General features: G+C 66.9%; 10 protein-coding genes. 8 read left to right on the forward strand and 2 right to left on the reverse strand.

Annotated features, from left to right (window positions below; genetic code table 11):
* Positions 1 to 3 precede the first annotated feature (3 nt).
* From LC039_RS06815 to thrS, 3 genes are all read left to right on the forward strand, one after another.
* Positions 4 to 2,520 (forward strand): ATP-binding cassette domain-containing protein, encoded by a 2,517-nt coding sequence (locus tag LC039_RS06815; protein ID WP_226622555.1) that lies wholly within the window; start codon positions 4 to 6, stop codon positions 2,518 to 2,520.
* Positions 2,517 to 3,740, forward strand: coding sequence for an amidohydrolase family protein (locus LC039_RS06820; protein WP_226622557.1), 1,224 nt, complete (start codon positions 2,517 to 2,519; stop codon positions 3,738 to 3,740). The genes LC039_RS06815 and LC039_RS06820 overlap by 4 nt, the downstream gene beginning before the upstream one ends.
* Before the next feature lie 310 nt (positions 3,741 to 4,050).
* Positions 4,051 to 5,997: a threonine--tRNA ligase gene (gene thrS / locus LC039_RS06825; RefSeq protein ID WP_226622558.1), complete on the forward strand. Its 1,947-nt coding sequence runs from the start codon at positions 4,051 to 4,053 to the stop codon at positions 5,995 to 5,997.
* A gap of 87 nt (positions 5,998 to 6,084) precedes the next feature.
* On the opposite strand, the gene LC039_RS06830 is transcribed toward thrS, so the two are convergent.
* The gene (locus tag LC039_RS06830; protein WP_226622560.1) at positions 6,085 to 6,399 is read right to left on the reverse strand and encodes an ArsC/Spx/MgsR family protein; all 315 of its coding nucleotides are present in this window, start codon (positions 6,397 to 6,399) and stop codon (positions 6,085 to 6,087) included.
* Between the two features lie 242 nt (positions 6,400 to 6,641).
* Between LC039_RS06830 and LC039_RS06835 the strand changes: the two genes are divergently transcribed.
* Positions 6,642 to 6,848: a cold-shock protein gene (locus tag LC039_RS06835; protein ID WP_194135753.1), complete on the forward strand. Its 207-nt coding sequence runs from the start codon at positions 6,642 to 6,644 to the stop codon at positions 6,846 to 6,848.
* Positions 6,849 to 6,969: 121 nt separating this feature from the next.
* Here the strand turns inward: LC039_RS06835 and LC039_RS06840 are convergent, their stop codons facing one another.
* Positions 6,970 to 7,875, reverse strand: coding sequence for a LysR family transcriptional regulator (locus LC039_RS06840; RefSeq protein WP_226622561.1), 906 nt, complete (start codon positions 7,873 to 7,875; stop codon positions 6,970 to 6,972).
* A 98-nt stretch (positions 7,876 to 7,973) separates the two neighbouring features.
* Here LC039_RS06840 and metF point away from each other — a divergent pair, with 98 nt between their 5' ends.
* From metF to LC039_RS06860, 4 genes are all read left to right on the forward strand, one after another.
* A complete protein-coding gene (gene metF / locus LC039_RS06845) occupies positions 7,974 to 8,840 on the forward strand; it encodes a methylenetetrahydrofolate reductase [NAD(P)H] (protein ID WP_226622568.1) in 867 nt (288 codons plus the stop codon).
* A gap of 331 nt (positions 8,841 to 9,171) precedes the next feature.
* On the forward strand, positions 9,172 to 9,936 hold the full coding sequence (locus LC039_RS06850) for an HAD-IIB family hydrolase (RefSeq protein WP_226622570.1): 765 nt from the start codon (positions 9,172 to 9,174) through the stop codon (positions 9,934 to 9,936).
* 12 nt (positions 9,937 to 9,948) lie between these two features.
* Positions 9,949 to 11,169 (forward strand): glycosyl transferase, encoded by a 1,221-nt coding sequence (locus LC039_RS06855; RefSeq protein ID WP_226622571.1) that lies wholly within the window; start codon positions 9,949 to 9,951, stop codon positions 11,167 to 11,169.
* 192 nt (positions 11,170 to 11,361) lie between these two features.
* Positions 11,362 to 12,747 carry a GntP family permease gene (locus LC039_RS06860; protein WP_226622573.1) on the forward strand — a complete coding sequence of 462 codons (1,386 nt, stop codon included), beginning with the start codon at positions 11,362 to 11,364 and terminating at the stop codon, positions 12,745 to 12,747.
* Positions 12,748 to 12,767: the final 20 nt, after the last annotated feature.

Genomic DNA, 12,767 nt, shown 5'->3' on the forward strand with positions numbered 1-12,767 from the left:
TCCATGCGCCTGACAGACACCCGCCTTCTCGATCTCGCCATCCTCGCCCTCACCGCCGCCGCACTGGCGGGACTGGGGCTCGTGGGCGGCTACACGCAATTCGTCTTCGGCCTTGTCGCCATCTGGACCATCCTCTGTACCGGGCTGAACGTGCTCTTCGGCCTGACCGGGCTGGTCTCGCTGGGACAGGTCGGCTTCTTCGCCATCGGCGCCTATGCCCATGCGATCCTGATGCAGGCCGGGCTGAGCTTCTGGCTCGCCCCCCCCCTGGGCACGCTGATCGCCGCTGCCGTGGGCTGCCTGCTGGCGGTGCCTGCCGTGCGCATGGCTGGGCCGTTCCTTGCCATGGTGACCATTGCCTTCGCCTTCATCGTCGAACACCTTGCCATCGAGTGGCGCGGCCTGACCGGTGGGCAGAACGGGCTGATGGGGTTCGACGCGCCCTCGCTCTTCGGCGTGACCTTCGGCGAGCGCGAGCTGGTGATGCTGGCCATCGTGCTCGCGGGTCTCCTGCTGCTCGGCTACCGCAGGCTTACGGCAAGCGGCTGGGGCATGGCCATGGCGGCGCTGCGCGACCAGGAGATCGCCGCGAGCTCGCTAGGCTTCAATCCCTTCCTCACCAAGCTCTCGGCCTTTGCCATTGCGGCGGGCACGGCGGGGCTGGCAGGCGGGCTCTTTGCCTCGCTCATGCAGTTCATCGCCCCGAGCAACTTCATGCTCTCGCAATCGATCCTCTTCCTCTTCGCCGTCATCCTCGGCGGCGCGGGCACAGTGCTCGGCCCGGTGGTCGGCGCCGCGATTGTCGTCTTCCTCCCCGAGGCGCTCTCGGACATGGCCGAATACCGGCTGCTGGTCTTCGGGGCGCTGCTGGTGGCCGTGTTGCTGATTGCCCCGCGCGGGGTGGTCGGAACCATCGCCGCCTTCCTGCCCCGCCGGGAAACCAGGGCACGGGCCTCCGATCAGGAAACGGCCCTGCGCTTCATCACCCCCGAGGCGCCCCGCCCGCTCACGGTCAGCGATCTCGGCATCACCTTCGGGGGCGTGAAGGCCGTGGCGGGGGCGAGCTTCACCGCCGCGCCGGGCGAGGTCACCTCGGTCATCGGACCCAATGGTGCGGGCAAGACCACGCTTCTCAACATGATCTCGGGCTTCTACACCCCCGGCAGCGGCCGCATCGAGACCGCCGGGACCGAGATCGCCGGCTGGCCGATGCACGCCACGGCGCGGCTCGGCGTCGCGCGCACCTTCCAGGCGACCCGGCTCTTCGGCTCGCTGGGCGCCGAGGCGAACGTGATCTCCGCCTTCCCAAAGGGTCGGTTCGGTGCGCCCTTCGCAACGCTGGCCAATGAGGACCGCCGCGCCCTTGCACTGGGACTGCTAGAGCTGGTGGGCTTCACCGGCGATCCCGCCACCCCTGCCGCCGACTTGCCCCACGTCGACCGCCGCCTCGTCGAGATCGCCCGCGCTCTGGCGCTGCGCCCGCACGTGCTGCTGCTCGACGAGCCCGCCGCCGGGTTGATGCATGCCGACAAGTTGGCGCTTGCCGCGCTGCTGCGGCGGATCGCCGACCTCGGCATCGCGGTGGTGCTGGTCGAGCATGACATGGACATGGTGATGGGCATCTCGGACCGCATCCTCGCCATGGATGCGGGCGTGCCCATCGCCTTCGACACACCCGAGCGCATCCGTGCCAACCCGCAGGTCATCGCCGCCTATCTCGGCGAGGGCACGCTGCAGGCACCGCCGCGCACGCTCGCCTTCGAACCCGGCGCGATGGACACGCTGATCACCCGCGATCTGCGTGCGGGCTACGGCGCCGCCGACGTGCTGCAGGGGCTGAACATCCGTGTCCGGCGCGGCGAACTGGTGGCGCTGCTCGGGGCCAACGGCGCCGGCAAGTCGACCTTCCTCAAGGTGCTGTCCGGGCTGCTCGCCCCCAGCGGCGGGCAGGTGCTGATGAACGACGAATACGTGCAGGGGCTGGCGCCGCACCGGATGGTCGAGCACGGGCTGGCGCTGGTGCCCGAGGGGCGGCAGGTCTTTCCCGAGCTGACCGTGGCGCAGAACATCGAGCTGGGCGTCTACCGGCGCAAGACCCGCCCTGCCCCCGAGGAACTGGAGGCCATCCTGCGGCGCTTCCCGCGCCTTCGCGAGCGGCTGGACACGCCCGCCGGGCTGCTCTCGGGCGGCGAGCAGCAGATGATGGCCATCGCGCGCGGGCTCATGGCCTCGCCGAAGCTGCTGCTGCTCGACGAGCCGTCGCTGGGTCTTGCACCCGCGATGACCGAGGAGCTCTACCGCATCCTCGCCGAGCTGCGCGACGACGGGATCACCATCCTGCTGGTCGATCAGATGGCAACGCTGGCGCTGGCCGTGGCCGACCGGGGCTACGTGCTGGAACAGGGCCGCGTGGTGGCGGAAGGCAGCGCCGAGGAACTGCGCCGTGACACGGCGCTGATCGAGGCCTATCTCGGCCAGGGGGAGGCCCGCGAAGACAGGCAGGCAGAAGCAGCACAATGACACTCGATCTCATCATCCGCGGGGCGCGTCTGTCGGACGGCGCCGCCCCGGTGGACATCGGCGTGGCGCAAGGGCGCATCGCGACGATCACGCCCAACATCGCCAGCGACGCCCCATCGCTCGATGCCAGTGGAGGCATGATCTTCCGCGGCTTCGCCGACAGCCACCTGCACCTCGACAAGGCCTGCATGCTCGAGCGGGCGGTGAACCGGACCGGCGACCTGAAGGGCGCGCTGGCCGCGGTGACTGCTGCCAAAAAGGACTTCACCACCGAAGACGTCTATGCCCGCGGCGCGCGGGTGCTGGAGCAGGCCATCGGCCAGGGCACCACGCTCATCCGCACGCAGGTCGAGATCGACCCGGTGATCGGGCTGGCGGGGTTCGAGGCGGTGAAGCAACTCAAGGCCGACTACGCCTGGGCGCTCGACCTGCAGATCTGCGTCTTCCCCCAGGAGGGCCTGCTGAACTACCCCGGCACCGAGGAACTGCTCCGCGCCGCGCTCGAAGGCGGCGCGGACCTGCTTGGCGGCTGCCCCTATACGGACACCGACCCCGAGGGGCATATCGCCCTACTCTTCGCCATGGCGCGGGAGTTCGACGTGGACCTCGACTTCCACCTCGATTTCGACCTCGACACCAGCTGGCGGCACCTCGACGAGGTGGCGCGGCAGACCATCGCGCATGGCATGCAGGGCCGCGTGGCGATCGGCCATGTGACCAAGCTGTCGATGCTGCCCCCGGACGCGCTGGAACAGAGCGTGGCGCTGCTGAAGGGCGCCGGGATCGCGCTGACCGTGCTGCCGGCGACGGACCTCTTCATCACGGGGCGGGAGCATGACCACGCGGTGCCGAGGGGCGTGGCCCCTGCGCACCGCTTCCACGCGGGCGGCGTCTGCTGCACCGTGGCGACCAACAACGTGCTGAACCCCTTCACCCCCTACGGGGACTGCTCGCTGCCACGGATGGCGAACCTCTTTGCCAATGTGGCGCAGCTGGGCGGCCCCGAAGAGCTGGCCGCCTGCTTTGCGATGGTGAGCAGCGATCCCTTCCGGCTGCTCGGCGTCTCGGACCGGATCGAGGTCGGCGTTCCCGCCGACCTGGTTCTGCTGCCCTGCGAGAGCCGCGCCGCCGCCGTGGCCGAGATCAGGCGCCCGGTCTGGGGGATGCGGGCCGGAAGGATGACGTTCGAGGCGCCCGCACCGAGGATCTTGCGCCCCTAGCACGCAGGGCAGACCCGCCGAAATCAAACCCAAGGCGCCGGGCGAGCGCCAGCCCGTTCCGGCGGGCTGGCGCTTTTTCATCCTCCCGCGCCGCAGCACCGCCGTCCGGATTTGGCTGGCATAGAGCGCAAACCTCAACCGTCGCAGCGCCACCCCACGGGCCGCCCCTCGCCCGACTCCCGCTGCACATGCCGGCACGCGCCCCTCCCCGCCGCTTGACACCCCCTCCCCCGAGGGTCACAAGGCGGCACGACACATAACCCGCAACCGGGCGTTCCGTGGGCGCCAGACCGACGAGGAGACTAGGCCGATGAGCCAGATTTCCCTGACATTCCCCGATGGCAATGCGCGCGAGTTCGACAAGGGCGTGACCCCTGCCGACGTGGCCGCAGCCATTTCCAAGAGCCTTTCGAAAAAGGCCATTTCCGCCACCGTGAACGGCGCGCATTGGGACCTGCAATGGCCCATCGACGCCGACAGCACGATCGCGATCCACACCCTGCAGGACGAGGAGCAGGCGCTCGAGCTGATCCGTCACGACCTCGCGCACGTGATGGCCCGCGCCGTGCAGGAGATCTGGCCCGACACCAAGGTCACCATCGGCCCGGTGACGGAATACGGCTGGTTCTACGACTTCGACCGCGCCGAAGCCTTCACCCCCGAAGACCTCGGCCAGATCGAGGCGAAGATGAAAGAGATCATCAACGCCCGCGACGAGGTGAAGACCGAGATCTGGGACCGCGAGCGCGCCCGCAAGTTCTACGAGTACGGCGGCGAGCCCTACAAGGTCGAGCTGGTGGACCGGATCCCCGCCGAGGCGCCGATCCGCATGTACTGGCATGGCGAGTGGCAGGATCTCTGCCGCGGTCCGCACCTGCAGAACACCGGCCAGCTGCCGTCGGACGCCTTCAAGCTGATGGGCGTCTCGGGCGCCTACTGGTTCGGCGACACCTCGCGCCCGATGCTGCAGCGGATCACCGGCGTGGCCTTCCGCAACCGCGACGAGCTGAAGAAATACCTCAACTTCCTCGAGGAAGCGGCGAAGCGCGACCACCGGAAGCTGGGCCGCGAGATGGATCTGTTCCACCTCCAGCCGGAAGCGCCGGGGCAGATCTTCTGGCATCCCAACGGCTGGAAGATCTACACCACGCTGCAGGACTACATGCGCCGCCGCCAGGAGCGTGACGGCTATGTCGAGGTGAACACGCCGCAGGTCGTCGACCGCAAGCTCTGGGAAAAGTCCGGGCACTGGGACAACTACCAGGAGAACATGTTCATCGTCGAAGTCGACGAGGAGCATGCCCGCGAGAAGGCGATCAACGCGCTCAAGCCGATGAACTGCCCGTGCCACGTGCAGGTGTTCAATCAGGGCCTGAAGTCCTACCGCGACCTGCCGCTGCGCATGGCCGAGTTCGGCTCGTGCAACCGCTACGAGCCCTCGGGCGCGCTGCACGGCATCATGCGGGTGCGCGGCTTCACCCAGGATGACGCGCATATCTTCTGCACCGACGACCAGATCGAAGCGGAATCCAAGAAGTTCATCGACTTCCTGGCTTCGATCTACGCCGATCTCGGCTTCGAGAACTGGACGATCAAGCTCTCGACCCGCCCCGAGAAGCGCGTCGGCTCGGACGAGAGCTGGGACCGCGTCGAGGCGGCGCTCGGCGACGCCTGCAAGGCCGCGGGCTACGACTTCGAGATCCAAGAGGGCGAAGGCGCCTTCTACGGTCCCAAGCTCGAGTTCACCCTGACCGACGCGATCGGCCGGGACTGGCAGTGCGGCACGCTGCAGGTGGACCCGAACCTGCCCGAGCGGCTGGACGCGACCTACATCGGCCAGGACGGCGAGAAGCACCGCCCGATCATGCTGCACCGCGCCGTGCTGGGCTCGTTCGAGCGCTTCATCGGCATCCTGATCGAGGAAAACTCTGGCAAGCTGCCGTTCTGGCTGGCGCCGCGCCAGGTGGTGGTCGCCTCGATCACCTCCGAGGCGGATGACTACGTTCACGAAGTCGTCGCCGCGCTGAAGGCCGCCGGCGTCCGCGCCGAGGCCGATACGCGCAACGAGAAGATCAACTACAAGGTGCGCGAGCACTCGGTGGGCAAGGTGCCGGTGATCCTCGCCGTCGGCCACCGCGAGGTCGAGGAGCGCACCGTCACCGTGCGCCGCCTCGGCGAGAAGCAGACCGCGGTGCAGAGCCTCGACGAGATCGTCGCGGCGCTGTCGTTGGATGCCACCGCGCCCGACCTGCGCTGACGGCAGCCTTCTGAACATGAGAAAGCCCCGGACCATGGTCCGGGGCTTTCTCTTTGCGTTCCCCTTGATCGGCGGGAAGTGATCGCCTCACCCGGCCAGCGCAGCCTGCACATCCTTGGTCCAGCCGAGATACATGCTCTCGCCGTCCAGGATCAGCGGCCGTTTCATCAGCGTCGGGTGGTCCGCCAGCAGCTCCGGTGCCGGGCGCGCGCGCTGCGCGTCGTCTAGCTCGCGCCAGGTCGTCGAGCGCGTGTTCACCAGCTTGTCGCCGAATTCGGCCAGCGCCTTTTCAATCACCTCGCCCGGCACGCCATCGGCGCGTACGTCGAGAAATTCCGCATCGGGCAGCGCTTTCAACGCTTTCCGGCAGGTATCGCATGTCTTTAGCCCGTAAATCCGCATCCGCCATCTCCTTGATCTTTCCGGGCACCATTTATTGCCTAATGCCGCAAGTGCGAAGCGTTTCTCTTGATTTTTGATGGCACCATGCAACTCTTGACCGGTGACCTTCGATGATCAGACCCGGAAAGCCACGATTTTCCCGCGTTTTTCACCGGGACCGGCGATCCTCCCCCTGAGAGGCGAATGTGACGGGGCGCCCGTATTTCGGGTAGAAACAGGAAAGTTGGAAGGAGCACGGACACATGCCGAACGGCACCGTGAAATGGTTCAATACCACCAAAGGCTACGGCTTCATCGCGCCCGAAGAAGGGGGCAAGGACGTTTTCGTTCATATCTCGGCCGTAGAACGCTCGGGCCTCACCGGCCTCGCGGACAATCAGAAAGTGAGCTACGAGCTCAAGGAAGGCCGCGACGGTCGCATGATGGCGTCCGACCTTAAAACACTTTAAAAACATATAGATAAATTTGACGACCCTACCCCCATTCGGGGTCGGGTCCGACAGACTTGTCTGAACTCGCCAGTCCGTCAGGATTTGGCGCGTTTCGGCGTTTGTCCCGGCGCCTGGCAGCCTATTGCGTCTGCAGCCGCCGTGCCTCCTGTCCGGCGAGACGGATCAGATCCATCATGAAGGGCTTCTCGAGGTCCTCTGTCCGCGTCGCCGCATAGAGGTGACGGGTGATCCCGGCCTCGGTCAGCGGGCGGGTGATGTAGTCGGAATTGTATTTCACCTCGCGCACCACCCAGTCGGGCAGAACGGCAACGCCGCGATTGGACGCAACCAATAGCAGAATCACCGCGGTGAGCTCGACTTGGCGAATCGCCGCCGGTTCGACCTTCGCCGGGGTCAGCAATTGCGAGAAGACATCGAGCCGCGCCCGGTCCACCGGATAGGTGATCAGCGTCTCGCCCCGGAAGTCCTGCGCATCGATCCAGGGTTTCTCGGCCAGCGGATGCGAGGCGGAGGCGACGAAGACCGGGTGATATTCGAACAGCGGGGTGAAGGTGACCCCCGGCAAATCCTCCGGATCGGAGGAGATCACCACGTCCACCTCCTCCTTCATCAGCGCCGGCAGCGCGTCGAAGGCGAGGCCCGGCCGGATGTCGACGTCGACGTCGCCCCAGCTTTTGCGAAAAGCCTCCAGCACCGGAAAAAGCCATTCGAAACAGGCATGACACTCGATGGCGATGTGCAGCCGCCCGACCGATCCCTTGCGCAGCCCGTCGAACTCGGCCATCGCCGCCTCGACCTGCGGCAGCACCTGCTCCGCCAGCCGAAGCAGCCGCAGCCCCGCCGGCGAGAGCTTCATCGGCTTCGAGCGGCGCACGAACAGCTCGACCCCGGCCTGGTCCTCGAGCCCCTTGATCTGGTGAGACAGGGCAGATTGCGTTATGTTCAGCTGATCGGCGGCACGCGCGAGCCCTCCGGCCTCGTGGATGGCCTTGATCGTGCGCAGATGACGAAACTCGATGTGCATCCTAGTGTTCGCCTCATGTTGTTCTTGAGAAGTATGAGTTTGTCTCACAATGGCTCATGTGTCACAAGGACCGAAATCCAAACTCGGAGTCCCGGCCAATGACGCGCCCCGACATCTCTTTCGAATTCTTCCCGCCCCGCAACATCGAGGCGACCTTCCGTCTGTGGGATACGGTGCAGGCGCTCTCGCCGCTCGGTCCGCGCTTCGTGTCGGTCACCTATGGCGCCGGCGGCACCACCCGCGAGCTGACCCGCGACGTCGTCGCCACCCTGCACAAGAACTCCGGCCTGAAGGTCGCGGCGCACCTGACCTGTGTCGACGCGACCCGCGAGGAGACGCTGGCCATCGCACGCCAGTTCAAGGACGCAGGGGTGAACGACATCGTCGCGCTGCGCGGCGACCCGCCCAAGGGTGCCAGCGGTTTCACCCCCCACCCCGAGGGCTTCAACTCGTCGATCGAGCTGATCGAGGCGCTCCGTGAGGCGGGCGACTTCACCATCCGCGTCGGCGCCTACCCCGACAAGCACCCCGAGGCGCCCACCGCCACTTCGGATGTGGAATACCTCAAGCGCAAGTTCGACGCCGGTGCGTCGGAGGCACTGACGCAGTTCTTCTTCGAGGCCGAGAGCTTCTTCCGCTTCCGCGACGAGTGCGAGAAGGCGGGCATCGACAAGCCGATCGTGCCCGGCATCCTGCCGATCGAGAACTGGAAAGGCGCGCGCCGCTTCGCCGAGGCCACCGGTACGAAGATCCCCGCCTGGGTGATCGAGGCCTTCGAGAAGGCCGAGCGCGACGGGCGGCAGGACCTGCTGGCGACGGCCATGTGCACCGAGCTGTGCAACGAGCTGCTCGAGGGCGGCGTCGACAAGCTGCACTTCTACACGCTCAACCGCCCCGAGCTGACCCGCGACGTGTGCTACGCGCTCGGCGTGACCCCGGACAACAAGCTCGAGAACGTCGCCTGAGGGCATCGCGCGGGGCACAAAAGCCTGCGTCCCGAACCCAGGCAAAGCCACTGAGCGAGCGCCGGCCTGTCCCCACGGGCTGGCGCTCTGTCATTGTAGAACGGCGGCAAGCATCCCGACGGACTTGGCCGAAATAAAGTGCGCCCCCCGTCTACCTTGCAACACCCAATGGGCCGACACTGGCCGGGCACCCCAACGTCAATCCCCAAATCTGCCCGCTGCCTCTTTTCCGCCCAATCCCGGCATCTTAGCGATTTCCTCGCTGCGCGCCTGTTCCCTTCCCCGATCCCTTCGGCTTAACTGACAGCGGGGATAGAAGAAGGAGCAGGACGTGAGGCTGGCGGTTTTCACCGATCTCGACGGGACTCTGCTCGACCACGGCAGCTACTCCTATGCCGCGGCGCAACCCGCGCTGGACGCGCTGAAGGCACGCGGCATCCCGCTGATCCTCGCTTCCTCCAAGACCGGCGCCGAAATCGCGCCGCTGCATGCCGAGCTTGGGCTCGGCGACTGGCCTGCCATCGTCGAGAACGGCGCCGACCGGATCACGCCCGGCGCGCTTTCGGAAGAGGCACCCGACTATGAAAAGCTCCGCGCCGCTCTGGCGGAACTTCCCGAACACGCACGATATTTCAAGGGCTTCGGCGACATGGACGCGGCAGAGGTGGCGCGGGTCACAGGCCTGCCGCCCGAGAACGCCGCCCTCGCGCGCAAGCGCCGCTTCACCGAGCCGGGCCTCTGGTCGGGCAGCGAAGATGAACAGGACGCCTTCCTTGCCGCGCTCGCCCAAAAGGGCATCCACGCGCGCAAGGGCGGGCGGTTCCTCACCCTGTCCTTCGGCGGCACCAAGGCTCAGCAGATGGCGAGCATCCTCACCGACCTCGGCTGCGACACCTCCATCGCGCTCGGCGATGCGCCCAATGACATCGAGATGATCGAGAGCGCCACGCGCGGCGTCATCATCCGCAACGACCACGGCAATGGCATCCCGCCCCTGCCCGGCGAGCAGACGGGACGCATTCGCCGCACCGCCCTGCCCGGCCCCGACGGCTGGAACGCCGCCATCCTCGACTTACTTGAAGACCTCGGGCTCTAGGAGACCACCGCCATGGCCGACTTCCAGCAGAACGGCAATATCGCCCAGTTCCACAACCTGCGCTCGCGCCCCATCGAGGAGATGATCTACGAGCTCGAGACCTATGCCCAGAGCCGCAAGATCTCGCTGATCCTGCCCTCGCTCTACTCCGAGCTCGAGGGCGACGCGCTGCCCAACATCCTCAAGGAACTGAGCAAGGTCACCTACCTGCATCGCATCGTCATCGGCCTCGACCGCGCCGACGCGGCGCAGTACCGCCGGGCGCGCGAGTTCTTCTCCGTGCTGCCGCAGCAGCACACGGTGATCTGGAACGACGGCCCACGGGTGCAAGAGATCATGGGGCGGCTGGAAGGACTCGGCCTCGCCCCGCAGGAGCCGGGCAAAGGCAAGAACGTGTGGGGCTGCATGGGTTACCTGATTTCCTGCGCCGACAGCGCAGTGATGGCGATCCACGATTGCGATATCGTCACCTACACCCGCGAGCTGCTCGACCGGCTGGTCTACCCGGTGGCCAACCCGACCTTCAGCTACCAGCTCTCCAAGGGCTATTACCCCCGCGTCGGCGGCGGCAAGCTCAACGGCCGGGTCACCCGCCTTCTGGTCTCGCCGCTGCTGATCGCGCTCAAGCGCACCATCGGCGACCGCGACTATATCGACTACCTGCGCGCCTTCCGCTACCCGCTGTCGGGCGAGATGGCACTGCGCACCGGCCTGCTGCCCGACCTGCGCATTCCCTCGGACTGGGGGCTGGAAATCGGCGTGCTGTCCGAGGCCTGGCGCAACCTCGGCCCGCGGCAGGTCTGCCAGGTCGAGATCGCCGACATCTACGACCACAAGCACCAGGATCTCTCGCCCGAGGACGCGAGCCAGGGGCTCTCGCGCATGTCGGTCGACATCTGCAAGGCGATCTTCCGCAAGCTCGCCGCCGACGGCACGGTGTTCACCCCGCATGTCTTCCGCACGCTCAAGGCCACCTACTACCGCTCGGCGCTCGATCTGCTCGAGGCCTATTCGGCGGATGCCAAGATGAACGGACTTGCAATCGACCGCCACGCCGAGGAGCGCAGCATCGAGATGTTCGGCGAGAACATCGTGCGCGCCGGGCAGCTGTTCATCGAGAATCCGCAGGAGACGCCCTTCATCCCGACCTGGAACCGGGTGCATTCGGCCGACCCCACCCTGCTGGCCGATTTCCGCGCCGCGGTGGCGGCGGACGACGCCGATTTCGGCTGATCCCCGCCGAAATCGCCAGAGACCTCACGTCACAGTGATCACAGATCCCTTGCGACGTCGCGTCCTTCATCGCGGCGTCGCATTGACCTGACCTATCTCTCGTCCGAGTAACTGATTTTTGAGCCCTGCCCGCGCCGGTCCTCCCATTCCGGTGCCTCCCCGCGGGGCGCTTCAAATCGAAGGAGGAGAAGAATGGGTCTCATTGGGATCATAGTGTCGCTTGGCCTGCTGATGTACCTGGCCTACCGCGGCATCAACGTGCTGATCCTGGCACCGCTTCTGGCGATGCTCGCGGTGCTGCTCTCGGGCGGGCTGCCGGTCATGGCCACCTATACGCAGGTCTTCATGAAGTCGCTCGGCGGCTACGTGATCACCTACTTCCCGCTGTTCCTGCTCGGCGCGATCTTCGGCAAGGTCATGGCCGATGGCGGCGCCGCGCGCACCATCGCCGAGAAGATCGTCGCATGGGTCGGCGGTGATCGCGCGATCCTCGCCGTCGTGCTCGCCTGCGGCGTGCTGACCTTCGGCGGCGTGTCGCTCTTCGTGGTGGCCTTTGCCATCTACCCGATCGCCAACGCGCTGTTCCGCCGCGCCGACGTGCCCAAGCGCCTGCTGCCCGCGGCCATCGCGCTCGGCTCGTTCACCTTCACCATGACCGCCTTCCCCGGCACCCCGGCGATCCAGAACGCGATCCCGATCCCGTTCTTCGGCACCAACGTCTTCGCCGCGCCGCTGCTCGGCACGCTGGCGGGGCTGATCATGCTCGGCGGCGGCACGCTCTGGCTGAGCCGCCGCGCCAAGGCCGCGCAGGGCCGCGGCGAGGGCTACGGCGTGCACGAGCGCACCGCGGCCGACAGCTCGCTGCCCGAGGATGCCGACATGCCCGGCTTCGTCGCGGCGATCCTGCCGGTGATCGCGGTGATCGGCCTCAACGCGCTGCTCACCTACGTGGTCTTCCCGAACATGAGCGCCGACTACCTCGCCGATCCGCAATACGGCGAGACCTCACTGTCGCGCGTGGCGGGCATCTGGGCCATCATCATCTCGCTGGTGGTCTCGATCGTGCTGGCGCTGGCACTGAACTGGAAGCGCTTCGCCGACGTCAAGGAGACGGTGAACAAGGGCACCATGGGCTCGCTGCTGCCGATCTTCAACACCGCCTCCGAGGTCGGCTACGGCGCGGTGATCGCCTCGCTGCCCGCCTTCGGGCTGATCCGCGACGCGGTGCTGGGGCTCTTCCCCGAGAACCCCGTGGCCTCGCTGGCGGTGGCGGTGAACGTGCTCGCGGGCATCACCGGCTCGGCCTCCGGCGGCATGTCGATCGCGCTGCAGGCGCTTGGTGAGCAATTCGCCGCCATGGGCGCCGAGCAGGGTATCAGCATGGAGCTGATGCACCGGGTGACGGCGCTCTCGTCGGGCGGCTTCGACGCGCTGCCGCACAACGGCGCGGTGATCACCCTGCTGGCGATCACCGGCATGACCCACCGCAAGAGCTACTCGGACATCTTCGTGGTGGCCGTGGCGATCCCGGTGGTGGCCACCATCACGGTGATCGTGCTGGGCTCGCTCGGTCTCTGACCAGAGGTTCGGTCGAAATG

Origin of the sequence: Alloyangia pacifica, from assembly GCF_020524285.1 — a bacterium.
GTDB lineage: Bacteria > Pseudomonadota > Alphaproteobacteria > Rhodobacterales > Rhodobacteraceae > Salipiger > Salipiger pacificus_B.

What these genes read in the sequence shown, in the direction of transcription:
- LC039_RS06815 (WP_226622555.1), top strand. Translation starts at nt 4, where the DNA reads ATGCGCCTGACAGACACCCGCCTTCTCGATCTCGCCATCCTCGCCCTC.
- LC039_RS06820 (WP_226622557.1), top strand. Translation starts at nt 2,517, where the DNA reads ATGACACTCGATCTCATCATCCGCGGGGCGCGTCTGTCGGACGGCGCC.
- thrS (WP_226622558.1), top strand. Translation starts at nt 4,051, where the DNA reads ATGAGCCAGATTTCCCTGACATTCCCCGATGGCAATGCGCGCGAGTTC.
- LC039_RS06830 (WP_226622560.1), bottom strand. Translation starts at nt 6,399, where the DNA reads ATGCGGATTTACGGGCTAAAGACATGCGATACCTGCCGGAAAGCGTTG.
- LC039_RS06835 (WP_194135753.1), top strand. Translation starts at nt 6,642, where the DNA reads ATGCCGAACGGCACCGTGAAATGGTTCAATACCACCAAAGGCTACGGC.
- LC039_RS06840 (WP_226622561.1), bottom strand. Translation starts at nt 7,875, where the DNA reads ATGCACATCGAGTTTCGTCATCTGCGCACGATCAAGGCCATCCACGAG.
- metF (WP_226622568.1), top strand. Translation starts at nt 7,974, where the DNA reads ATGACGCGCCCCGACATCTCTTTCGAATTCTTCCCGCCCCGCAACATC.
- LC039_RS06855 (WP_226622571.1), top strand. Translation starts at nt 9,949, where the DNA reads ATGGCCGACTTCCAGCAGAACGGCAATATCGCCCAGTTCCACAACCTG.
- LC039_RS06860 (WP_226622573.1), top strand. Translation starts at nt 11,362, where the DNA reads ATGGGTCTCATTGGGATCATAGTGTCGCTTGGCCTGCTGATGTACCTG.